Below are 24,802 nucleotides of genomic sequence, written 5' to 3' on the forward strand. Positions count from 1 at the left end.
GACATAAGATCACGAAATCTAAGTTTTTATCTAGTATAAAAGAATGAAATAATTGAACCTAGTGATTATCAATCAGGACATTAAAAGAGTAATTAGTATGAAGAAATCATTATACAGAGGATTCTTTATTGAAAATAAAACAGATATTCCTGATGATTGGAAAGTATTAATAAAAAACAAAGTGTTACATGGACATTTAAGTGCAGTAAAGAAAAGCATAGATTGGTGGAGCGACACCGGCTCTATTATTCAGCCCAAAGAATTTGGTGATATGGGCGAAACAGCCGTTAATGATCAAAAAAGTAAAAGCCAATCTGAAGGTTATAAAGGCTTTGCTATTAAAAATGACACTGGTGAAGCTAAGAGTTGGTATTGTTTATATCACGGTAAGTTAGCAAAAGGTTCATTACCTGCAATAAAAAGGTTTTTGGATAAACACGAAAAATAATTTACAATCACATATCATTAAAAAACGAGATTAATTATGTCTTTAGTATATTCAACGGATGTCGGCCGTATTAAACAAGAAGAAGTAAAACAAGAACGTCCTAAAGGTGACGGTATTGTTCGCATCCAACGAGAAACCAAAGGTCGTAAAGGTAAAGGTGTTTGTATCATCACTGGCCTTGATATGGAAGATACACAACTTAAATTACTGGCAGCACAACTTAAAAAAGTGTGTGGTTGTGGCGGCGCTGTAAAGGATGGCGATATTGAGATCCAAGGCGATAACCGCGAAAAAATTAAAGACTTTTTAACTAAGCAAGGTCATACCGTTAAACTTGCTGGCGGTTAATCTTAAAGCATTAAAATGAACGCTAATAATCAAACGATGAATACGAAGTATTATTGAATGATTATTAGCTATTTTATGGTAAATAGTATTATGGTTAAATGAGCGCAGGTTAACTGCATAAATAGATAGGGTGTAGGTTTAGATATAGATTATAGTTCTACTGAACCCTATTTAACATAAGATATATAATGCGCACTGTAAGGTTAATTAACTCAAGGGTGACTTCTGGTATAAAAAAGCCCACATTTAAGCAGGCTCAATCTTTATTGTTGATTTCATATTACAGAGTTACAGCTTCAATCGCTGTATTATCATAAACATACTCGTTTATTTTTTCTGATCCACAATCGCTTTCATACAAAGCGTATTTTGATTTTAATTCTATGGCATTTATAAATAATCTAGGGTCATCTATATTGTTTAGTATTAATGGCTCTGGTAAACAATCGTCATCTATGTAGTCAACAAAATCTGCGGCTGAATCAAAGGTTAAAATATCTAATGCTAATCGGTCTAATCCATACAAACCACGATGTATCATATCCGCTGAGAAAACCAATAAATCACCAGCAGCAAGTGGGATCTTTTTTCCGCCTGATATGTCTTCATGGCTTTCATGTCCATTCTCTTCTTGTCTAATATCAAATTCTTCTGCAGTGTCCCAACGCTTATGTGTCCCAGGGATTAACTCCATGCCGAGTTCATCAAATAAAGGAACTCGAAGATGCACGACTTGCGTATCGTGGATTACTTTTTTTTGTATTTCAACGTCATGATCGTACTGACAATCTCGGTGCCAGAAATCTCTTTGTTGAGGCTTTACTGGATTAAAGAATAATTGAGTATTCATGAAAACAGGATTCGTAGGAATAACTAGCTCTACAGCATTCATTATTTTCTTTGAGCTAATGAAGTTAAACAGTGTCACTCTATCGTTGAAGCCTAAGTATTGGCTGCCAGTAATTAAAGACGAGTTAAATGCTTCTTCTTGATAAAATTCTGCGTTGTCTTTTTTCCATAGCTCATGAAACTTTAATATTATTTCTCTAAGAGATGAAATTTCAGATGCCGTAAAATAATTTCTAATAACAAAATACCCTTGTTCCTCATAGCTACTTTGCAACTGATGTTGATGTCTTACCATTTAACGACGATGACCTCTATTGGATAATGGGAACGAAACTGTCATTAATGATGTCAGTCATCATTCTTGGCTGCTGCATAGTACTGGTTAATTGAAGTCATTCAAGTTTAATCAGATAAAAAGGCTAAAATAGAACGCTAGATCCGCTTTAATTTTAGGTTGTATGCGCGAATTTAGACAAATTTTCTTTAAAAAACTGAATTTATTAGATTTACTCTGCGTTAGATTATTTGTGAATAGCCGATAATTTTAACGCCATTTACGATTATGTTTTACCTCTTTGAAAACCTATGTTTACGCTTGTGATACCAAACCCCCGATTAAGAAGAAAAATTACAGTATTCTCACCGCATTCCTTCTTCTTATGGTATAAACTTGGCATAATATAAACACAATTAAATAAACAGGCATTATTATGAGCACTGCAAAAACGCTATTAACTCGTTGCGATTCTAAATGTGAACTATGTGGTTCAACTTCTTCACTTGCACCATTTGCTGTGCCGCCAATGACAGATATCAATGTAGATAACTGTGTAATGATTTGTGATACTTGTACTTCACAAATTGAAGATCCAGCAACTATGGATGTAAATCACTGGCGTTGTCTAAACGACAGTATGTGGAGCCAAGTTCCTACTGTTCAAGTTATGTCTTATGTTCTTTTAAGTAAACTAACAGAATCATGGGCTCAAGATGCTCTAGACATGATGTATGTTGAAGAAGATGTTAAAGAATGGGCTGAAAAAGCACTTCTTTCTGATGGTGAAAAACCACGTGACATCAATGGCGTTGAACTTAAAAAAGGTGACGACGTAACGGTTACTAAAGACCTTCCAGTTAAAGGTACTAACCAAGTTATCAAACAAGGTACTGTTATCCGTGGCATTAACCTTGGCGACGACCCTCGCCTAGTTTCAGGTAAAGCGAACGGCGGTCAATCTATGTATGTAATCGCTGAATTCTGTCGTAAAAAGTAATTCGTTACTTAGTAACTAGATAAACAAAAAGACGCTAATATGCGTCTTTTTTTATACCTAATATCTAAATGACTATCTCAGTCCCTGCTCCATTCATATACAGTATCGTCCCCTTTATCCTTAAAGAAGTTTGAGTGCTTCTGAATGAATTGATCTTTTTTTAATTCTTCAATTGGCCAATTAGAGAAATCTTCTGATAGATTAAAATCTAATGTCTGTAGTTTAAATGTTGAGAGGTGTTTTACTACTTCTCTTAACAGGTAAGATTTTCCATTATCTTCACACACAAAATTAGCACTTTGTTCGGGTAAATCATTTAATTGGACTGTAGTTGGAATGATGGCTTTTGGTTGGCAATATTGTTCATGGATGACAATAATTTCAAATGTGTTTGTGTAGGTAACATCAACATAAGTAGATATCTTATTTATCGTATCAACACGCCTGAAGATGAGTTGTTTTGTGTCGTTAGTTCTTGATGTCTGAATGCCGTTAGAAAACGGTTCATAGTATGCCCAAGACCAGCTCCATACCATATCGCGCTTTAAATAATTAAGCTGCGATGATGAGTGTTGCCACAACAGTCCTAGTATTAAAAGTGCACTTACAATGGTAATGGAAAGAATCGATTTAAACATGGTAGTGTCCTTTGGTTAGATCCCATATAGAACGGTAATATAATAAAAGCTACTACGTGTTCTATTTAAAAATATGCATATATAGTCAAATTCATTTGTATTACCCCCGAGGATTTTCTAACAAAATGAATTTTTATTGAATTTATTACCAATATGAATACTAAATAAATATCATGTTTTTATGAAAAAATAGCTGTTTTTCAACGATGTCAATCAGGATACTCAGTTCTGATAGCAACAAATCTTGGTATGTTATGTAAAAATAATTTGCATAAGTTAGGGTCAAATTGTTTGCCACATTCTTTTTCAAAAAGCATTATTACCTCATCCAAAGACCAAGCTTCTTTATAGCAACGTTTACTCATTAACGCATCGAAGACATCAGTAATCGCTGTTATGCGAGCAAAAATATGAATTTCCTCTGCTGTTAGTGTATTTGGGTACCCTTTTCCATCCCATCGCTCATGGTGCTCTAGTGCAATTCTCGCAGCAGATTGCATAATCTCACCATCGCCAGAGGTTAATAATTTATAACCCAGTATGGTATGAGTTTCAATAATGGTTCTTTCTTCTTGAGTTAATTGATCTGGTTTGTCTAATATTGCTTCTGGAATGCCAATTTTACCTACATCATGCATTGGGCTAATCACTTCTAATAGCTCGTAATCTAATTTAGGTAATCCATAAATACGACCTAGTAATTTTGACATTTTAGCTACTCGGCGAACATGATTCCCTGTTTCACCTGAACGGGTTTCAATCGCTTCTCCAAGAACTTCAATCATTTCTTTTTGAACGGTTAGCGTTTTATTTTGTAATGCTAATATGTGAGATTTGTTTTCATTTAATTCCTTCTTACGTAATATAGCTACATATTGAGTAATAATGATCCCAAGCATCATGGTTACTAACAAAGTAATAACCGTAATTATATTTCTATTTTTATATAGATAAGAAGAAGGCTCATTAACAATACTAGAGGCATAAGGAAGGTTTTTCTTTTTTAAGTTAAATCGGTCTATCATACTCGCGTCAAATAAATAGCCTTCCCAAGCAGATGCGATGTCCGATTTATTTTCTGTTATGGTAAATTTCAATTCATTACTGAGAGAAATAATGGATTGAACGCCTAATGAATACGAGCGATTGACATACCCACCTAAGATCCCGTGTCCAATGTAATGCTCCCAAAATACAAAAATAGGGATCGAACTATTCTTTGATAAGACTGAAGCAACAACTTCGTAGTCATAGTATTTGTTTTTATTTAACTCGGTATTATAGTGCGTTAGAAATGCTACCGAGTCTTTTGGGGCTTTGGAAAGAAAGTCAGCAGCCTCAACAAGTGATTCATTATTAATGATTTGAGTCGTTAAATTTGGATACTGTTTTGCTTTAGCTAAGAAATGGTGTCTGATTAATTGAGAGGTTAAGCTATTGTCACTCAATAAATAAATCGTTTTAGTGTTAGGGAATAATGATTGAGCCAGTTCTAAATTTTTAGTTATATGGTCATATTCATAATAGATGGTCGTTCGTTTTTTTAAAGTACCTAAATCAATAAAATGATTATTAATACCGATAGCAACGATTGGAATATCTGGATATAAATGGTCTGCATTTTGAATTAAAAAGTTAATCGCATTGTCATCAGAGGCAATGATGGCATCAAAGTATTTGTCTGCGTATTTATATTGTAGGTAGGTTTGGAGCTTTTCGTGGTACTCACTTCCATTAACTCGTTTTGAATCCATATATTCAATAGATAGGCGAATGCTTTTATCTGATTTTTTTATTGTATTTTTAATCCCTTGCTCTATGTTCATCGTCCATTCATAGGAAGGGCTATAGGAGTGTAATACAAGAATATTAATAGGTTTCTCTGTCTCAATAAGTTGTGCAAAAACGACTTGTGAGATTAAAGAAAGAGAAACCCCGAATAATAAGAGAAAATGGCGCATAAACTTAGCTCGTTCAAATAAAAATAAGCTTACGTTCGGGTACAGGAGATAAAAGTTTCCCCCGTTAAGGCCGTCTGTTGTTCCATCACTACACTTAAAAATTCATTAATATCTAACGCATGACTTGTTATGGAAACGTCAGAAACAAACATTACGTTTTCTGATATTTGAGTTAAACAAGCACCAATCGGCTGCATACCATCAAGAGCAATGAATAATTGATAATCATCACACAAGTCAATCTGAGTTAGAAATTCAAGGACATGATCGTACTCGGCATCCCACTGTTTTGCGACGGTCATTGCCCATCGAATGGTTAATCGATGTTCTGTAACCTGTAAGATTGATACATTATCGGCTAGCGTTGAAGAAACATAGTTGTATTCTTCAGGAACTCTTACTTCTTGATTTAAGTAGATATCTCGGCCTTTTACGCTTTCCGGTGTTGGAAAGTCGACATTAACCTGACTTGATAACCAAGCTGATTTTTTTTGGTTGAATGTGTTCAAATCTATAGACATAAGTACCTACAAAAAAGGATGGTTAGCCCATCCTTAAATAATCGAAAATTATAAGTTTAAGAAAGCAAAACCCGTTTCATACGCTTCTTGCTGAAAACCTTTAAGGCCAATTTCTTTTACTCGAAGCATTTCAGGTGCGCGCTTAAGGCTCGCTTTTTGATCCATTGCTGGTAATACTTCAACTTCAACAGTTTCAATCAACTGAATAGCTGCTTCTAGTTTAAAACCAACAGCACCACCGGCAAATTTACCTTTCATTACGCGTTCTTTAATAACAACGGCATCTACTTGGTAGTCTTCCATTAATTTTTTAAATTTAAACTGAAAATCACGGATAGATTCCGTTTTAGATGGCTCAGTAATATCAAATTTAGCAACACGACAATCTGGTAGGTCAATCATGCCATCTGATTTGTTAATTAAACAGATGATTGCTTCATTACCTTTAAGCTCTACGCCACATACTTTCATTTTAAAATCCTAACAATGTCTTGAACTGGTTGATTATAGCCTAATTTAATTAAATAGATACGTTGAATCTAACAATAAAAATCAAGCATTAAAAATCATTGCCCCCAGATATTACAAAAATCTGGAACACACATTCTTTGCTGTGATGGAGAGCTACAAGCACTTAATAAAAGAGCCATAAGAGCTACAGTAATCATTTGTTTTTTCAAGGTATATCTCCACACTTGCATTGATAGAATAGATATTAATACATTTTTAACTAATTCAGAAACCAATTTGCGATTTAATCGCGATGCTCGCCTTATATGATTTATGCTAAAGTAATGACATCATTTATATTTTTAGCATAAAGTCCATGCTCAAATCGACTAACGCTTATGCTACACTCTTTATATATCGTACAAAATAAGAGAACCTTTAATGAAAAGAATCATTTTTGCACTAAGTCTCACGACAATGCTGGCGGCCTGTTCAGATAATGAAGTTGGTGACGTATCACTTGGCATGTTCACCATGAAAGACATAAAAGTATCAAACTTGGATGATGAAAAAATTCCAGGGGTCACCTGTCATATCGCTTCAATTGAAGCAAACTTGAGCTTTTCTGACCCAAGCGACTCTTCAATCTCATGCCGTCAAACGGGCGAGATTACGCCTGATATGATAGCTCAAATCGATAGAAGCAAATCGGGTGAAGTGGTATTTAAGCAGTCGAAAAGTATCTTCTTCAAGTCGATGAAGGTTAGGCGTATCTATGATGCAGAGAATCAAACCCTACTCTACTTGTCTTACACGACAAAAGAGACAGAGGGTAGTTTCAAGCACAGTCTTTCTACAGTGCCATTGTGGGGAACTAAAGCGTACCAAGAACAACCGGTTTCAGTTCAATAAAATAATAGGAAAAGGGATAGAATTACGTTCAATCCCTTTTCTAATTCTTTGCGTCGGTTACCAATGAATCTTTAATACCGTAATTTCAACACGGCGATTGCATTTACGCCCAAGAATCGTTTCGTTATCACACAAAGGAAGGTATTCCCCAAATCCACGCGAATACAACTGGCTTCTACTTAACTCATTATCCAATAAATAGCGGCGAACTTCACTCGAGCGCATTTCCGATAAATTTTGATTATTTATTGAATTTCCTGAAGCATCAGTATGACCATCCAGCACTAACGCTAATTCAGGTTTTGTCGCCATTATTGAGATCAGCTTATTTAGAAGGTTTCTAGCTAATGGCGTTAATTCAGCTTTGGCACTTGAGAAATGTACTTTTTCTTGGATTGTAATAACAAGCTGATCCCCATTCATTTCATGATAATTAATACCCAGTTCTGAAAACTGCATAGCCACTTTTCTCATGACGTCATCTTTCAATTCGCCATTGGGTCCAGTTAATGGACTAAGCGCGGTATCATTAATTAATCCACTTTTTTCTGATAACTTATCTATAGGATCTTCAAATGTTGGATATGGAGTGTCATTTTTAGTTTTCGGTGCAGTATCTAATAAATTATTCCCCATTGGTGCACAACCGACTAGTATTAATGAAGTACATAATGATAAAACTTTAAACATGATTAATCCGAGTAATAATATTCCTATCTCTTTTATCGACATTAGTGGTTATATCTTTACTTAAAAACGTGTTTATGTGAGTCTTATCTTGTCTTTTTGCTTCTAAATAGAACAATTAGGATGCTATTTTCCTATCCTGTTATGAATAGAATTGACATTTTTTGTGGTCTGGTTACCATTTATTTTTTATATGACGAGAAATGCCCATGTCTGAAGTTGAAAACACACAAAAAGAAGCTATTGATTTAGCAACTATCTCTCCAGAACTTAAAAAAGTAATTGAGTTTGAAAGCGTTCCTGAAGAAATGTGGCACATGCTTGTTTCTGTTCATGAAGTAGCTGAGATTGCAGTTCGTGAATCTTGGGATGAAATGCCAGCGAGTGCTCAACAAGTATTAGATAACTTTGAGCAATTCCATGCACTAGTTTCTTTAAGCCAAAGTTACGCTGGCTATGATTTTATGGCGGAATTCGCAACTATCGATCTTCCTGAAAATATGGACGAAGATGCACAAGCGGAATACCGTTCTCAGCTGCTTGACCAAGTTCTTCACAATTGTGTTAAAGATCTTGTTAAGCAAATTAAAAAGTCGCGTCGTGATCCAATCATGAGACGTGAACTGGCTGAAATCTTCAAGAAGTAATTAAGATAAGGATGGTTTCGACCATCCTTTTTCGAGGAATAATAATGGCTCGTACTGTTCGTTATACTTATAAATCAGAAACGAAAGAGATTGCTTTTTCGTTCCGTGAATTTCACGGTCCATTTGAAGCTGCAGCAGCGGCAGAAGGCATTGATATCTCTAAATTTGATACCATGCTAAAACAAGTAGAAATGGCATCAAACAACCCTGGTGCTGTTAAAGATTTTCGTCACAGCTACTTCTCTAAATTAGGTTTTAGTAAAGTACGTTTTGTGAAAGATGAAGAATAACGCTCTATCTGATTTGCGTTAATCTACCTAGCATTGATGGATGATAAGACCATGTATGATCAAACATCGCCATTAATGCTGGATTTCCATATTTAGATAAACAAACTGCATGAAAACGATTCTTATGCTGTTTTACTTCTTGAACCATCGTATCAATGTGCTCTGATTGTGTTGGTGCAATAAAATCAGATAACACCACTAAATCTGCATTTTTATATTTATCGCCATGCATTAGTTGAATTGACTGCTCAAGTACAGGCTCTAAATCTGTTCCTCCATGAAATTTATACGATAAAAAATCCGCCACTTCTTTTAGGCCATCTTGCTTTGTTAGTTCATAAGTAATTTGTTGTGTTGAAAAGAGAATAACATAACAATCTCGCCCTTCTGCCAATGCTATTTGCATCAAACCATAAGCTAATGCCTTAGCGCATTGCTCAGGGAAACCACTCATAGAGCCGGATGCATCCACACAGACGACAAATGGCCCCTTTTCGATTAAGGTATCGCTAGATGCTCTTGAGTGTGCTGTCACTTTACGTAGCTTTCTATCTGCCCCTTCCATTCGATAATTCATTAAACGCTTATCAACAAGATGCTGATAAAAAATAACTTCAAGTTCGGGATGAGATAAAAATAAGGTTTCGTTAGGTAATAAGCGGCTAAGATCGTCCCCTTCTTGTATACCTACGATATCGTCAGTAACAAAATCGCTCTTTTCTTCCACCACTTTAACGTCTTCAGCTATGGCTTGGGAACGGTCATTATCTGGGGCTTCATTTGCCATGCGACCAAGTTTAGACGCAATGTCTTGAAGGCCTTTATTTTTATTTAAAAAACGAGCGTGAAGTTTCATAATATCGACATTAGATTTAGTCAACTTTGCAGAGGCCATATCCCACAACTTGCCTATTTGAGCCTCGTCGCCTTCTACCGTGACAGATTCCATTGTTTTTAAGGTTTCAATACGTTGGTACAAATCGGCAAGTAGCTTTTCTTTATCTTCTTTTAATTCGGTTAATTGTGCTTTTTTTATCGCATCAGAAAGACTTTCATACCAACGCTCACAAAAAAAACGTGGGAACATTGGATTAAACAAGCCTTTGTTATTTTTTACTAATTTACTGGCTTCAATATAGAATGATGAATGCCATTCTAGTTTGATGATGATATTATCAATCTGATCGTAAAACTCATTTTCGCTCCAGTGAATAACTTCTTGATATAAAGCTAATTCTTCTTGGATCCGTTCCGTTTCACACACTTTAGTCATTTTGTGTTTTACTTTGCCACGCCATTTCAAAATATGATTTTTAATGGTTGGTTTAATGTTAGGATTTGACTTAGCAGCCGTTAAAAATTGAGGCCGAGACAAGACCTCTGCAATTGAGGAGTCAATCATCCCTGACTCAGCAACCATCATAACTAAATTTAACGCGTCAGCACCTAACATACATTTCCTTGTGAGTAATAATACATATTATATTAAGAGTAATATTCTCTAAAATTCAACACTCTACGACTAGTGCTCTCAAATTGAGTTTTACAATCTTCAATACGTTGAGCCAATAATTGTAAACTGCTTTCAATGACAGAAGGTAAATTCTCTTCAATAAAGTTATGTGGAAGTGCAGCATGAAACTGAGTTCGACTTTTTCTTAATTGATGTTCTGCTTCTGTTAGCTTTGCGTTATTCAGCGCAATGCTTTTTTCCCATTGTTCAAATTGGTTTTGCTCTGGGTTATTATGACCGACCATACCAACAAGAACAGATCGATTTGCGATATCTTTGATTACTAATCTAGAATCAGCATCTAATTCAAAATTTAAAACGCATAGGTTAGGGTTTTGATTTACATAACCGTAAACCGTCGCTTTACCTTCTTTCATCTGCTTTGCAATATCATCAGGATTTACAAACACCCAACGACTATCACCCTTCTCACTTTCTGAAACCGACATGTTTGATTGAAGCATGACTAGTTTAATCAATTGATGTGCAGAGCCAACACTGTATCTTTTGCCTTTATTAAAATCGAACTCATAGCTTTCTTTTTTCATTAGTCGATTACCGCTGGCTTCGATATGAAAATTAATACTTTGTTCAACCAATACTGACGATTCCATTTCAATTATATCTGTTTGGATCATGTCAATGTTCAACGAAACGTTTTTTTGATCAAAGGCTTTTTCTGATGCAAATGTTCGAATATTGTCTCTTACTTGTTCACGGTTTTCAGGTGTAGTCCATAAACAATCTTGTAGTAATAAAAGATCCATTGGATTAATTTCATCACGACCACTAAAAAATGCGGATGCTTTAAGGAGTTTTACTGATTTTTTCCAGCGACGGTCAGATACATAAAGGTCATCATCATAAGCGGAGCTATGTTTCTCAAGCATTGATTTAAGCTCAAAAAGCTTTTCAAATACGTCCTCAGATAACGTTAATCCATCAAATTCTTTTTGCCATTGATGATATTCAGCATCTGTAACAACTAAAGAAGGATCAATGTCTGTTTCTTGTATTGTCCCTGTCATTAACATGGACTTAAAATTATTTTTATTTTGAATACGATTTACAAACACACGCACTAACATTCGATCATATAGTGCATCTAATCCACTGTCTTCATCAGGGAGTTCATTAGACGCAGAGATAAGTAGTCGCATAGGAACAGGGAGGATTTCACTGCCATTTTTAAATGTTTTTTCATTAACAACGGTTAATAAGGTATTTAAGATCGCAGGCCCAGCTTTCCAAATTTCATCCAAGAAGACAACTTGAGCATTAGGTAGATAACCTTCCGTCAAACGCACGTATTTCCCGTTGTCTTTTAATTCCTGAATCGATAATGGTCCGAAGACTTCTTCTGGGGTAGAAAATCGTGTCATTAAATATTCAAAATAGCTGCTGTTATCAAAAGCTTTAATCAGACGCTTTGCAATTAAGCTTTTTGCGATACCTGGAGGCCCAAGTAAAAACACACTCTCTCCAGAAAGCGCAGCAAGCAGACATAACCTCATTGTGTCTTCTCTTTCATATACACCATCAGACAAGGCTGTTGTCAATTTTTGGATGCGCTCTGATAACAATGCACGTTCAGCACTAGTTCTAATTGAGTTACATTGCATTACATTCCCTTACAATTCTGATGTCATATGATATTGAGTATAATGTAATTTCAATAGTCATTATAGTTACATATTTACATAATTGTTTGATAAACAATCATTTTAACTACCTAATTAGTCGTATTTCCCAATTTATGACCTTTTTATTCGTTAATAATAATGCTTAAGCGTTGTTATTTGATCATGGTAAGGATGTAAAAATGAAGTTGATTTCCGTTGAATTGAATTAACGACTATGACATTAAATTCAAATACATGTGTTTTTAGTGATGGATTGTTACATTTATAAACACTATTATAGCGTTGTTGAAATATAGAATAATGGCAAGAAATCCTCTCTAGTAATAAATGGTAATCAAGGAAGAAGCATGATTGATTTTCGCTCTGACACCGTAACTCACCCAACTCAAGCTATGCGTGATGCTATGGCTAATGCCCTTGTTGGAGATGATGTTTATGGTGATGACCCAACTGTAAATGAATTAGAACAATGGACAGCCGAACGTCATGGATTTGAAGCAGCATTGTTTACCTCTTCAGGTACCCAAGCTAATTTACTCGGTCTAATGGCGCATTGTGAACGTGGTGATGAGTATTTATGTGGGCAACAAGCGCATAACTATAAATACGAAGCTGGCGGAGCGGCGGTTTTGGGTTCAATTCAACCTCAACCGATTGAGAATAATCCCGACGGTTCGTTGTGTTTTACGAAACTAGCGGCCGCTATTAAAGCGGATGATTTTCATTTTGCTCGTACAAAGTTGTTAAGTCTTGAAAATACAATTAATGGAAAAGTGTTGCCATTGGCGTATCTCGCTCAAGCTCGTGAGTTTGTTAATAAGCATAATTTGGCGCTTCACTTAGACGGTGCTCGTGTTTATAACGCAGCAACAGCACTTAATGTTGATATTAAAGAGATCGCACAACATTTTGATAGCATGACAATCTGTTTATCAAAAGGCCTATCCGCTCCCATTGGTTCTTTATTGTTAGGCCCTAAAGAGTATATCCAGAAAGCACGCCGCATTAGAAAAATGTTAGGTGGTGGCATGCGCCAAGCGGGTATCCTTGCTGCCGCGGGTAAATTGGCATTAACTGAGCAAGTTCCTCAGTTAGCTATAGACCACAGCAATGCAAAATACCTTGCTGAACAATTGAATACAGTGGATGGTTTTTCTGTCAATGTTGAACATATTCAAACAAATATCGTTTTTGCAAAATTAGACATGAATGTTGATATCCACCACATTGAACAAAAAGCTCAACAACAAGATATCTTAATCTCTGCGGGTAACCCTATCCGTTTTGTGACTCATAAAGACATTTCAAAAGATGATATTGATACGTTTATTGCTTTTTTAAAGGTATAACTGTTCGATTATAGCCAGTATTGATACAGAAAAAGAGCATGTTAAGGATGCTCTTTTTTGTATGCTTTTTATCGTATTATCTAAAATAAATAATGTGTTAAATTACCCTTCAATCACTTTCATTAATAATGAACCATCAAACATTGCTTGTTTCACTAGTGCAGCTCCGGGCATCGTTGCTTGAGTGTAAAATCGACTTTCTTCTAATCTCGTATCTTTGGCATATAAAGGAAGAACTTGGTTCTGAATACAATCCATTATCGCTGGATATAAAATGTGCTTAGAAAGGTTTATTTCGCCTCCAATCAATACTATTTCAGGATTAAACAAATTAACCATAATTGCGACTGCTTCACCTAAACTGTGTCCAAGCTCTGTGATGACTTGCTTGGCTAAAATATCGCCTGCGTTTGCAGCTAAGCAAATATTCTCAATTGTGATTACTTTGTTTTTTAGCGAGGTCTGGTGACCGCTGTTGATTAAATTTTTAACTTGATCCCGTAAGGCTTTTGCGCTGGCAATGGTTTCTAAACACCCTGAGTTACCACAGTGACAACGTAACCCAAGTTTGTTAATTTGAATGTGCCCCATTTCACCGATATTACCAGTTCGACCTTGCAGCACTTCTCCATTCATTATAATACCGGCACCAACACCGTGATGAATGGATACAAGAATTGAATTATCAAACTCTTGTGAATTACCAAAGAGCTTTTCAGCTAAAGCCCAACTTCTTGTGTCATTACCAACAAAAACAGGTAAGCCTGTCGCTTCGTAAATTTTAGGACCAAGAGGAAGGTTATTCACATTATAATGTGGCATCTGAATCACTAACCCTTGAGATGACACAACTAACCCAGGTAAAGAAATCGCAATGCTGGTAATTCTTCCTAGAATTCGAGCGTGCTTTTGGAAAAAACATTCAATTTCAGTCAATAGCTTGGCTAATAGCTCATCTTGCTCTCTTTCTTTGATGTTCTGCTTTTCTTCAATGATTTGCTGACCGCTTAAGCTGTGCAAAGCAATGGTTAAGTAACCTCTACCTAAACGAAGTGAAAGAAATTGCCACCCATCATTATCTACTTTTAATCCAATTGCAGGGCGCCCTCTACTATTTCCTTCTTGTACCTCCGTTTCTTTGATAAGGTGTGCATCAAGCAATTCACGTGTAATTTTAGTTATACTTGCAGGAGCTAAATTGCTCTCTTTTGAAAGATCAATGCGAGAGATAGGGCCACGTTGGTCAATTAGTTTATAAACCCGTCCTGCATTTACTTGTTTTAAGTGATCAATCTGTCCGGGTTGGGCCACGTACATGGGTGTCTCCAATGAGAAAATGTAACAATAAATCATTTTTTTACTTTGCGAAGTAATTGTGAAGCTTAAGAGTTAGCCTACGTGACCCTAATCACGAAGTTTATGAAATATTTACTGAAAATGCGACTTTAAGCCGTATTTCATCCACCAAAATTTATAGTTTTTTATTTGAGTAAAATAATTATGTCAGCGCCATCATTTAAAATTAATGAGTTATTTGAAACTATCCAAGGTGAAGGGACATTTACTGGAGTCCCTTCTATTTTTTTACGTTTACAAGGTTGTCCTGTGGGGTGTTCTTGGTGTGATACCAAGCAAACATGGGACGTTGAATTAAGTGATAAAACTGATTTAGCAACGATTCTGGCTAAAACAGAAGATACGCCAAGTTGGACAGAGTTAACAAGTACTCAAATTATAAATATGTTAGAACAGCAAGGATATACAGCTAAACATGTGGTTATCACTGGTGGTGAACCATGTATGTATGATTTAACCCCCCTAACAGTAGAGTTAGAGCAACATGGTTATCGCTGTCAGATTGAGACCAGTGGAACCTACCCTGTATTAACGTCTAATGACACTTGGGTGACAGTGTCACCTAAAATAAACATGAAAGGTAAATTGCCTGTATTAGAACAAGCGTTAATGCGCGCTAATGAAATTAAACATCCTGTTGGTACAAATAAAGACATTGAACAACTAGAAGCGCTACTGGATGGCGTTAATCTACTATCCGATGTAACGATTGCATTGCAACCTATTAGCCAGAAGCCACGCGCTACTGAACTGTGTATTGAAACTTGCATTAAGAATAACTGGCGACTTTCTATACAAACACATAAGTATTTAGCGATTGCGTGATAAATTTTTACAATTTACTTGTTTGAATCATGGAAATGTAATCATTCTCGATATATGTTTATCTGATAATGAAACAAATACAATAACATCCTCTTGGAGATAATATGTCTAACAGACTACGTAGAACAAAAATCGTTTGTACTCTTGGCCCTGCAACTGATCGTGATAATAATCTTGAAAAAATCATTATCGCTGGTGCAAACGTTGTTCGTATGAACTTTTCACACGGTAGCCCAGAAGACCACATTATGCGTACTAAAAAAGTACGTGAAATCGCGGCTAAGCTAGGAACTCACGTTGCTATTCTTGGTGACCTTCAAGGTCCAAAAATTCGCGTTTCTACTTTCAAAGACGGTAAAATCCAATTAGCTATTGGTGATAAATTCACACTAGATAGCGATTTACCAAAAGGTGAAGGTAACCAAGACTCTGTAGGTCTAGATTATAAAGAACTTCCACAAGACGTTGTTACTGGCGATGTGCTGCTTCTTGATGATGGTCGTGTACAACTTAAAGTAACGTCAGTTGAAGGTAACAAGGTTCATACTGAAGTAACAGTTGCTGGTCCTTTATCAAATAATAAAGGCATCAATAAACAAGGCGGCGGTCTTTCTGCTGATGCATTGACTGAAAAAGACAAAGCGGACATCATCACTGCTGCTGCGATGAAAGTAGATTACCTAGCCGTTTCTTTCCCACGTAACGGCGAAGACATGAACTACGCTCGTCGTCTAGCTCGTGAAGCTGGTCTTGATGCTAAGTTAGTAGCAAAAGTAGAACGCGCTGAAACAGTAGCAACAGAAGAAGCAATGGATGACATCATCATGGCGTCTGACGTAGTAATGGTTGCTCGTGGCGACTTAGGTGTTGAAATTGGCGACCCTGAGCTAGTTGGTGTTCAAAAACAACTGATCCGTCGTGCTCGTAGCCTTAACCGTACGGTTATTACCGCTACACAAATGATGGAATCAATGATCACTAGCCCAATGCCAACTCGTGCTGAAGTGATGGACGTTGCTAACGCCGTACTTGATGGTTCAGATGCGGTAATGCTTTCTGCAGAAACAGCAGCAGGTGATTTCCCTGTTGAAACCGTAACTTCAATGGCAAGTGTTTGTATTGGTGCTGAAAAAGTGCCAACAGTAAACGTATCTAACCACCGTTTAGACCGTCGTTTTACTACACCAGAAGAAACCATTGCAATGTCTACCATGTACGCAGCAAACCACATGGAAGGCATCACAGCGATGATCACGTTAACTGAATCTGGTCGTACACCATTAATGATGTCTCGTCTAAGCTCAGGTCTACCAATCTTCGCTTTGTCTCGTAACGAAAGCACTCTCAACCGTGCAACACTTTACCGTGGTGTAACGCCTGTATTCTTTGATGAGGATGCAGGTTCTGGTCTTCCATCAACGCACGCCGCTATCAATGCACTAAAAGACAAAGGTCTATTAGTAAAAGGCGACCAAGTTATTATCACTCAAGGTGATGTAATGGACATTGTAGGCTCAACTAACTGCATGCGTATCATTACTGTTGAGTAATAAAACTCGCTAAATTAAAGTATTAAAAAGCCCTGAGAGTCGTAATGATTTTCAGGGCTTTTTTTACGTCAATTCAGTGCTTGTAGCTTATCATTTACATTACTTTTGGATTAATACAACGCGGCATTCATACGGACGCAGCATCCCATTCTCTTGCGGCGGTGTAGATCCGACATCATCGTAGTTAGCTAAAATGTACTCCGATTGCTTCCCTGTTAAATCTAAAGTAACAGGAACGTCATTACCGTAAAAATTATGTACCGCAATCAAACGATGCGTCGTATTTTCACGCTGGTAACAAAATAGAGATTTATGGTCAGGCATTAGATCGCGATAATCCCCAGTAGTAATGACATCAAGACGCTTACGCAACTGAATCAATTTCTGATAAAAGTAAAACACGGAACTTGAATCACTGACTGCTTTTTCTGCATTTATACTCTTATAGTTAGTCGCAATCGATAACCATGGTTTTCCTTGAGTAAACCCAGCATTGTCCGAATCATTCCATTGCATTGGGGTACGTGAATTATCTCGAGATTTCTGGTCTAAAATCTCAAGCATCTCATCGTTTGAAACTGACTTATCTTGGTTCACCATGATATCGTACATATTGGTACTTTCAAGATCTCGATATTGATCAATAGACGTATAATGTGGGTTGGTCATCCCGATCTCTTCACCTTGATATATATATGGTGTTCCTTGCATCATGTGTATTGAGGAAGCAAGCATCTTGGCTGATAATTCACGATACTCACCATCGTGACCTAAACGACTAACCACTCTTGGTTGATCATGGTTGCACCAAAAAAGAGCGCCCCAACCTTTGCCATTTAAGCCGGTTTGCCAATGATTGAAGATCGACTTTAACGATAAAAAATCAAACGGAGCTTTGGTCCACTTTTCTCCATTTTTGTAATCAGCTTTAAGATGATGGAAATTAAATACCATCGATAATTCTTTACCATCTTGAGCAGAGTATTGCTGACAATGTTCTAACGTGGTTGATGACATTTCACCTACAGTAACAGAGCCGTACTTTTGAAAAACGGCGTCGCTGATCTCTTGTAGATATTGATGAACTTTAGGACCATCGGTATAAAAACGACGTCCATCGCCACTTTCATCGTTAATAAATTCATTCGGTTTTGAAATAAGGTTAATAACATCTAAACGAAAACCATCAACCCCTTTCTCTGCCCAAAAACTAATGATTTCTTTTACTTCTTGGCGAACCTTTGGATTTTCCCAGTTTAAATCCGCTTGCTCTTTAGCAAACAGATGTAAATAGTATTGATTTGTCGCTTCATCTAGCGCCCATGCATTGCCACCAAATTTTGATTGCCAATTAGTAGGGGCTTTTCCATCGATTGGATCTTTCCAAATGTAGTAATCACGGAATTCACTCTCTTTATTTCCCAAAGCAGATTGAAACCAATGATGCTCTGTCGAGGTATGGTTAACCACAATATCCATAATAATGCGTATACCACGAGACTTTGCTTGTTCAAGTAGATTATCAAAGTCAGCCATGGTGCCAAAATCTGGATTAATTGAGTAATAATCAGCGATGTCATACCCATTATCGATCATCGGAGATTGATAAACGGGTGTTAGCCATATTGCATCGACACCCAGTTTTTGAAGGTAATCTAATTTAGAAATAACACCTTGAATATCACCAGTCCCTTTATCGCTACTGTCACAAAAACTTTTTGGGTAAATTTGATAGATAGTCGCTGTACGCCACCATTCTGAATTTGTCATGTTTATTCTCTCAACCACTGAAAAAGAGAACACCCCTGTATTTATTCATATCATGCAGAGGTGTTATTTTATATTTGTTTATTACGGCTTATGCCGCTGATACATCTAGCTGATCTTTTGCCTGTGCGCGTTTATACATCGCTAATGTTAAAATCGCTGGAACAAAAATAGCGACTAGCATGGCAATACTATAGATCCCCCAATATTGTGGCTGGATAGAAAGAATACCGGGTAAACCACCAACACCAATACCATTTGCCATCACACCGGCCCCACCACAAATAGCCGCAGCCATAGCAGAACCAATCATTGCGCTTAACATTGGAAATTTATATTTTAAGTTAATCCCGTACATCGCAGGCTCAGTCACACCAAGATAAGCTGAAATCGCGGCAGGCACTGAAATGTCTCGCTCGCCACTTTTCTTACTGATAATGATAATCCCAACAACAGCAGACGCCTGAGCAATGTTTGATAATGCAATTAATGGCCAAATAGGTGTACCACCTAACTCTTGCATTAACTGTAAATCAACCGCATTGGTTGTGTGGTGAATACCCGTAATAACCAATGGCGCATAGAAGAAACCAAAGATCACAGACCCAACAATCGCAAAATCTCCAGTCATAGCCGCTTTAGCAGCCATCGCAACACCGTCACCAAGCACTCGACCAAATGGACCGATGAATGCGTGAGCTAAAATGACAGAAACGATAATTGAAACAAAAGGCACAACAACAAGATATAGATAAGAAGGAACGATGCGCTTTAAGTTGGTTTCAATAAAAGCCAGTGCAACCCCTGCTAGCATTGCAGGAATAACTTGTGCTTGATAACCGACCTTCTCGATAACAAACAAGCCAAAATCCCATACCTCGGGAACTTGTTTACCTATAAGATAAGCATTCATCAATTGTGGTGATACTAACGTCACCCCTAATGTAATACCTAAAATTGGCGTACCACCTAACTTTTTCACCGTTGACCAACACACGCCAACAGGTAAGAAGAAGAATATCGCTTCACCAATCAACCATAAGAATGAATGAACGGTTGCCCAAAACTGGCTGATTTCAACCAAGGTTTGGCCATCAAACATTTTTAGATCGCCAATGACATTTCTAAAACCTAGAATCAAACCACCAGTGATAATAGCAGGCAGTAATGGAACAAATATTTCAGCAAGATGCGAAATACCACGCTCTAATATATTCATATTTTGGCGAGCTGCGAGTTTTGCATCCTCTTTTGACTCACCTTTATCGCCCGAAAGTTCATTCAATATCTTAAAGACTTCATCCACTTCAGTGCCAATAACAACTTGAAACTGCCCTGCGTTGGTAAAACACCCTTTTACCATTGGGATTTTTTCAATCGCTTTTACATCAGCACCTTTGGTGTTATTTAATACAAAACGTAAGCGAGTCAAACAATGACTTACGCTAGCAATATTTTCTGATCCCCCGATCAGTTCGATCAAACGTTGTACGTCCTTTCTCTCTATTTTACTCATACCTTTGTCCACGTTGATTGTTATTTTATATTTATGGGAATGTTCCCATTCTCGTTTTAAGTATAATTACAAAGATGAAACAAAAAATAAATGGGAACAATCCCACAAGGTGAATCAGATCACAATAAAGCGGGTTTTTTAGACAATATTAAAGAGATAAAGGCTGGGTTAAGTGTGCGATACTTGCGCTCGATTCTAATTGTTGTAAAAGCTGCTTGGCGGCACTCTCCCCTGCATGTTGATAACCTGGGTTAATACTAATAATGTTGGGGAAGAGAAATGAAAGCAGCTCATTACCACCGACACCAGTGATCTGAATATCATTGCGTTGCAACTCTTGAAGACGTTTGGCAACCCCTAAGGCTAACGTATCACTAGCACAAACAATGGCTTGAATTTCATCATCAAGAACAGAATCAACTAACGCATAAGCACTTTTGTGATCTAACTGACCTGTGGCAAATTTTGGTGAAATATCATGCTCTTGGCACCATTCAAGGTAAGCATCCAAACGTAATTTACCCGTTGTTTTATCGCTAGGATCAACACCGACATACGCGATATTCGTTAAGTGTAGTTCAGAAAGGTAATGTAACGCTTGTCTGATAACGCCATGATTGTCGTAATTAATTGAGCTCACCTTATCCGTGTCCATTGCTATCACAATAATGCGCTCATTCCAACGCTCAATTTCAGCCATATCACAGTCTGTAAAACCAAATAGAATGACGCCATCTACACTCCGTTTTCTTAATACTTCTAAGTGTTCATTGGTTTTTTGAGTATCAAACTGGCTCTCCATGATCACGGCATCATAACCTTGCTGATAGATAATCTCTAAAATGCCGCTAATGGCTTTATTTTCTGAAGGTGAATCAAGGCGAGATGTGATGATCCCTATTACTTTTTGACTGCCACCACGCATGCTTTGAGCCGACTTAGAGGGAGTAAAACCAGACTCTTTGATTATCTGTTCTACTTTGAGGCGGGTTTCTGGCTTCACTTTTGGATCATTGGTTAAAACACGAGAAACCGTCGATTTTCCAACACCAGCCATTTTAGCTATATCAAGAATCGTCAATTTTTTCGTCATCTGTTCAGTATCCAATAAGTAAAATTCAAAGATCGATTATAGCTTATCTATGAAAATTCTGAACTGAAAAGAAAATACTTACCTAAAAATCTCTAATTTTCATGTCATATACAACGGAGGGGCTTAATTGATATTTGTAATATTACATTCCTATTGATATTAAGTTTGAAGCCAATCGAAGGTTATTTATTTCAATATCTAACTTCACCGCGAGTTTAATAATCTCATATTGAAATCATTAAATAATGTGATATTACTTCAAAATACTAACCAAAATAGAGGAATATATATGTATAAAATTTTAACTCTTTCTATTGTAGCCCTTCTTGCTGGTTGCGGTGGAGATAGCGATAGTGGCGGAGGAAGTAATGGAGGAAGTTTACACGTATTCAGCTCTTCACCACATGTTAGCGTACAGGGTAATGCGACAGAATCAACACGAGCCATTATACCTGTAAACTCAAGAGGAACGACCTCAAAAAAACTCTATTTTGGTGCGTTTTATGACAGTGTCGCTATCCAATCAACTTATATGAATATCACCTCAGATAGCACTGGCAATCTTGAGGTTGATTTTATTCCTGGTTACGCTGTTGGTGATGGACAATCAACACACAATATCTCTATCAATTTTTGCTATGATGAATATTGTAATGAACAAGTATCTGGCTCTCCAATTAATACTACCATCAATTATGACGTAAGATTAGACGATGAAATTAGCATGGTAAGTGCAGAGTCTACAATAAATCGAGAATACAATTATGATGATGCTAATATCACCGATAACTTCACTTCAAAAGAAATTGCAATTACTGGCAGTAATAGCAACTCAGTGATCTTAAATCGGGGAAGTGATAGCGACTTAATTAATAAATTTAATGTCACACAACGAACGGGGTATTTCTTCGATCTTGATCTAGGCTTAAAGTTACCCGGTAACCTATCAATTGGTACGCATAGTAAAAACTTTATGGTAAATGCTTGTTATGATACAGAATGTGTCTACCCTATCAAAGGAAGCCCACTTAGTATTCCAATGATCTATAAAGTTAACTCTCCTATTGCTAGTGGTGACGAATCAATTGCCATAAATGCTCCTCTTGCATTTGATTTCACAGTTAATGAAGCTGAATATATACAAGGGTTAGATGTGTTAGTTATGACATCAGAATTCCCTGAAAATGCTATCTATGTTTATGACATAAGCAGTAATACAACTGAAAAATTTGCACTTACAAGCTATCCTAAAAATCTATCCGTTGATCATAGTGAAAAACAAGGCCGTATTGCAGTGAGTCAATATTATGGTGTTTTTATTATAGATTATAATAAATCAAGTCCATCTACCTCTTTCCAAAAACTTTTAAACTCAAATTCCAGTCAATCAAATATTGCAGTAAAAGGGGGTTACGTTTATACGATAAGTACTGGATATAATTGGCAAGCTTTAGAGCGAATAAACATTAATACCGGTAATATTGAAACCAGTAATTCTAGCGAGTTTAATGGTGGGCCAATATTAAAAGTTACTCCAAATGGTGAAGCTTTGTATACACAAGATATAAACTCAAGTCCTCGCTCATTTTCAAAAGTCATATTAGATTCAGAACGTTGGGATGAACAACCAAAATCGGATATTTATCATGGGGCTTATGATCATGGTGATGATTTTTGGTTTGACAGAACTGGAAATTATTATTATTCACAAACAGGAGATTATTTTTTCATCTCTGATTTTGCTTTTCTTGATATGATTCACGTAGGGAAACTTCCATTACAAGAGTATGTAAATGGTGTTGGCTTAGATGAAACAGCTGAATTAAAACACCTTTTTGATACAGGTGCTTATTTATGGGTTATTGAAGAATACCCATTTAATATGATCAGACAACTACAAAAATCAAATAATGCCGAGATCACACGCTATGAAGAAACAACTTCTATGATTGATGGGAGAAATTACACAGAGTGGCCATTTTTTGTTTTTGAATCCAATAAGGGTCATGTTTTTACACTGCAAAACGCTTACGATGGACTTGATATAAAACGGACATCACTGCTTAAACTTCAATAAATAAAATAAAACGCACAAATATCAATCTTGTGCGTTTTTATTTATCTCTAAAAACTATTTATTATTTAAGTAATCACTTTTTCCAACGATCATAAGCGCGAGTCACGACCTCATTCGCCGTTTTCCATTCTTTACTACTTAGTAACGTTTTTCTATCAATGTGTTGTGTTTTCAATAGAGAATTGGCCTTATCTACGGATTGAATAGCTAAATTATCCAAAACTTCAACCGCTGATTTTCTGTTGTTACACATTAAGACCATATCGCAGCCAGCATCAAGAGCTTGCTGAGAACGCTCTGCAGGTCCCCCCATTATCGTTGCCCCTTCCATGCTAAGGTCATCAGAAAACACCAAACCCGTAAAGTTGAGTTGTTTACGTAAGATCTCTTTTAACCAGAATGATGAACCACTGGCTGGTGATGAATCGTATTCAGGGTAAATCACATGGGCTGGCATCATCGCATCTAAAATACCTGCATCAATTTGAGCTTTAAAGATGGCCATGTCTAGCTCAAAAATGTTGTCGCGATTATCATAAGGGGTTTCTAAATGAGAATCGGCAATCACACCACCATGGCCAGGAAAATGCTTGCCCGTTGTCGACGTTCCTGCCGATTTCATTCCTTGCATAAAGGCGGTGCTGTACTTAACAATGGTATTAATATCATCGCCAAATGCACGATTACCAATCGCTTTACAATCAAAGCCGTTGTCTAACACTGGTGCAAACGTTAAATCGATGTCATGAGCGACTAATTCCGCACACAATAGCCAACCCGCAGTTTTCGCTAACTCGATACCATTGTTCATCTCGGCATACGCTTGAGCGGGTGGGATTAAGGTAAATTCATCTCTGAAACGTTGAACACGCCCGCCCTCTTGGTCAACACCAATAATAATAGGGCGACCTGCCGCTTTACGAATTGAGGCGATGAGCGCTGATAATTGTGCAGGATCGTGATAATTACGAGCAAAAAGGATTAAACCTCCCACAGTAGGATGCTGAAGTAGCTCACGCTCTTCTGCATCAATTTCATACCCTTCAACATCTAGCCATAACGGACCCATTACATTCTCCAAATCATCT

Annotated in this window: 23 protein-coding genes; 10 read left to right on the plus strand and 13 right to left on the minus strand. The window is 36.9% G+C overall.

Features of this window, described 5'->3' with window-relative positions; genetic code table 11:
• Window positions 1–97: 97 nt before the first annotated feature.
• Together A6E03_RS00485 and yciH are read left to right on the plus strand one after the other, a co-directional pair.
• Window positions 98–448: a DUF3319 domain-containing protein gene (locus A6E03_RS00485; RefSeq protein WP_065599941.1), complete on the plus strand. Its 351-nt coding sequence runs from the start codon at window positions 98–100 to the stop codon at window positions 446–448.
• Window positions 449–484: 36 nt separating this feature from the next.
• Window positions 485–796 (plus strand): stress response translation initiation inhibitor YciH, encoded by a 312-nt coding sequence (gene yciH / locus A6E03_RS00490; protein ID WP_065593102.1) that lies wholly within the window; start codon window positions 485–487, stop codon window positions 794–796.
• Window positions 797–1,076: 280 nt separating this feature from the next.
• Here yciH and A6E03_RS00495 read toward each other — a convergent pair whose 3' ends face one another.
• Window positions 1,077–1,940: a phytanoyl-CoA dioxygenase family protein gene (locus A6E03_RS00495; protein ID WP_083190286.1), complete on the minus strand. Its 864-nt coding sequence runs from the start codon at window positions 1,938–1,940 to the stop codon at window positions 1,077–1,079.
• Between the two features lie 415 nt (window positions 1,941–2,355).
• Here A6E03_RS00495 and A6E03_RS00500 point away from each other — a divergent pair, with 415 nt between their 5' ends.
• A complete protein-coding gene (locus A6E03_RS00500; protein ID WP_065593101.1) occupies window positions 2,356–2,919 on the plus strand; it encodes a PhnA domain-containing protein in 564 nt (187 codons plus the stop codon).
• A 77-nt stretch (window positions 2,920–2,996) separates the two neighbouring features.
• On the opposite strand, the gene A6E03_RS00505 is transcribed toward A6E03_RS00500, so the two are convergent.
• The 4 genes from A6E03_RS00505 to A6E03_RS00520 form a co-directional block, all read right to left on the minus strand.
• Window positions 2,997–3,557 (minus strand): hypothetical protein, encoded by a 561-nt coding sequence (locus A6E03_RS00505; RefSeq protein WP_065593100.1) that lies wholly within the window; start codon window positions 3,555–3,557, stop codon window positions 2,997–2,999.
• Between the two features lie 209 nt (window positions 3,558–3,766).
• Window positions 3,767–5,518 (minus strand): HD domain-containing phosphohydrolase, encoded by a 1,752-nt coding sequence (locus A6E03_RS00510; RefSeq protein ID WP_065599942.1) that lies wholly within the window; start codon window positions 5,516–5,518, stop codon window positions 3,767–3,769.
• A 29-nt stretch (window positions 5,519–5,547) separates the two neighbouring features.
• Window positions 5,548–6,039, minus strand: a complete 492-nt coding sequence (locus A6E03_RS00515; RefSeq protein ID WP_141677210.1) for a hypothetical protein — start codon at window positions 6,037–6,039, stop codon at window positions 5,548–5,550.
• Window positions 6,040–6,087: 48 nt separating this feature from the next.
• Window positions 6,088–6,510, minus strand: coding sequence for a DUF3010 family protein (locus tag A6E03_RS00520; protein WP_065593098.1), 423 nt, complete (start codon window positions 6,508–6,510; stop codon window positions 6,088–6,090).
• 420 nt (window positions 6,511–6,930) lie between these two features.
• On the opposite strand from A6E03_RS00520, the gene A6E03_RS00525 reads away from it, so the two are divergent.
• Entirely contained in the window at window positions 6,931–7,401 is a 471-nt protein-coding gene (locus tag A6E03_RS00525; protein WP_065593097.1) for a CreA family protein, read from the plus strand.
• A gap of 57 nt (window positions 7,402–7,458) precedes the next feature.
• On the opposite strand, the gene A6E03_RS00530 is transcribed toward A6E03_RS00525, so the two are convergent.
• Entirely contained in the window at window positions 7,459–8,091 is a 633-nt protein-coding gene (locus A6E03_RS00530) for an OmpA family protein (protein ID WP_065599943.1), read from the minus strand.
• 206 nt (window positions 8,092–8,297) lie between these two features.
• Here A6E03_RS00530 and A6E03_RS00535 point away from each other — a divergent pair, with 206 nt between their 5' ends.
• The gene (locus tag A6E03_RS00535) at window positions 8,298–8,735 is read left to right on the plus strand and encodes a DUF3069 domain-containing protein (protein ID WP_065593095.1); all 438 of its coding nucleotides are present in this window, start codon (window positions 8,298–8,300) and stop codon (window positions 8,733–8,735) included.
• A gap of 44 nt (window positions 8,736–8,779) precedes the next feature.
• A complete protein-coding gene (locus tag A6E03_RS00540; RefSeq protein ID WP_065593094.1) occupies window positions 8,780–9,025 on the plus strand; it encodes a DUF2960 domain-containing protein in 246 nt (81 codons plus the stop codon).
• A 4-nt stretch (window positions 9,026–9,029) separates the two neighbouring features.
• Here A6E03_RS00540 and viaA read toward each other — a convergent pair whose 3' ends face one another.
• Window positions 9,030–10,478 carry an ATPase RavA stimulator ViaA gene (viaA, locus tag A6E03_RS00545; RefSeq protein ID WP_065599944.1) on the minus strand — a complete coding sequence of 483 codons (1,449 nt, stop codon included), beginning with the start codon at window positions 10,476–10,478 and terminating at the stop codon, window positions 9,030–9,032.
• Between the two features lie 32 nt (window positions 10,479–10,510).
• The gene (locus A6E03_RS00550; protein WP_065593092.1) at window positions 10,511–12,160 is read right to left on the minus strand and encodes an ATPase RavA domain-containing protein; all 1,650 of its coding nucleotides are present in this window, start codon (window positions 12,158–12,160) and stop codon (window positions 10,511–10,513) included.
• A 371-nt stretch (window positions 12,161–12,531) separates the two neighbouring features.
• On the opposite strand from A6E03_RS00550, the gene ltaE reads away from it, so the two are divergent.
• Entirely contained in the window at window positions 12,532–13,530 is a 999-nt protein-coding gene (ltaE, locus tag A6E03_RS00555; protein WP_065599981.1) for a low-specificity L-threonine aldolase, read from the plus strand.
• A gap of 102 nt (window positions 13,531–13,632) precedes the next feature.
• Here the strand turns inward: ltaE and A6E03_RS00560 are convergent, their stop codons facing one another.
• Window positions 13,633–14,847 (minus strand): ROK family protein, encoded by a 1,215-nt coding sequence (locus tag A6E03_RS00560; protein WP_065599945.1) that lies wholly within the window; start codon window positions 14,845–14,847, stop codon window positions 13,633–13,635.
• Between the two features lie 183 nt (window positions 14,848–15,030).
• Between A6E03_RS00560 and queE the strand changes: the two genes are divergently transcribed.
• Window positions 15,031–15,711 carry a 7-carboxy-7-deazaguanine synthase QueE gene (gene queE / locus A6E03_RS00565; RefSeq protein ID WP_065599946.1) on the plus strand — a complete coding sequence of 227 codons (681 nt, stop codon included), beginning with the start codon at window positions 15,031–15,033 and terminating at the stop codon, window positions 15,709–15,711.
• A 104-nt stretch (window positions 15,712–15,815) separates the two neighbouring features.
• Window positions 15,816–17,261 (plus strand): pyruvate kinase, encoded by a 1,446-nt coding sequence (gene pyk / locus A6E03_RS00570; protein WP_065599947.1) that lies wholly within the window; start codon window positions 15,816–15,818, stop codon window positions 17,259–17,261.
• A 99-nt stretch (window positions 17,262–17,360) separates the two neighbouring features.
• Here pyk and treC read toward each other — a convergent pair whose 3' ends face one another.
• From treC to treR, 3 genes are all read right to left on the minus strand, one after another.
• Window positions 17,361–19,031 carry an alpha,alpha-phosphotrehalase gene (treC, locus tag A6E03_RS00575; RefSeq protein ID WP_065599948.1) on the minus strand — a complete coding sequence of 557 codons (1,671 nt, stop codon included), beginning with the start codon at window positions 19,029–19,031 and terminating at the stop codon, window positions 17,361–17,363.
• A gap of 88 nt (window positions 19,032–19,119) precedes the next feature.
• On the minus strand, window positions 19,120–20,544 hold the full coding sequence (gene treB / locus A6E03_RS00580; protein WP_065599949.1) for a PTS trehalose transporter subunit IIBC: 1,425 nt from the start codon (window positions 20,542–20,544) through the stop codon (window positions 19,120–19,122).
• Window positions 20,545–20,692: 148 nt separating this feature from the next.
• A complete protein-coding gene (treR, locus tag A6E03_RS00585; RefSeq protein ID WP_065599950.1) occupies window positions 20,693–21,637 on the minus strand; it encodes a trehalose operon repressor TreR in 945 nt (314 codons plus the stop codon).
• Window positions 21,638–21,926: 289 nt separating this feature from the next.
• On the opposite strand from treR, the gene A6E03_RS00590 reads away from it, so the two are divergent.
• Entirely contained in the window at window positions 21,927–23,714 is a 1,788-nt protein-coding gene (locus tag A6E03_RS00590) for a hypothetical protein (RefSeq protein WP_065599951.1), read from the plus strand.
• Window positions 23,715–23,787: 73 nt separating this feature from the next.
• On the opposite strand, the gene nagZ is transcribed toward A6E03_RS00590, so the two are convergent.
• Window positions 23,788–24,783 (minus strand): beta-N-acetylhexosaminidase, encoded by a 996-nt coding sequence (gene nagZ, locus A6E03_RS00595; protein ID WP_065599952.1) that lies wholly within the window; start codon window positions 24,781–24,783, stop codon window positions 23,788–23,790.
• Window positions 24,784–24,802: the final 19 nt, after the last annotated feature.

The sequence above is a fragment of the Aliivibrio sp. 1S128 genome (genome assembly GCF_001691065.1).
Classification (GTDB): domain Bacteria; phylum Pseudomonadota; class Gammaproteobacteria; order Enterobacterales; family Vibrionaceae; genus Aliivibrio.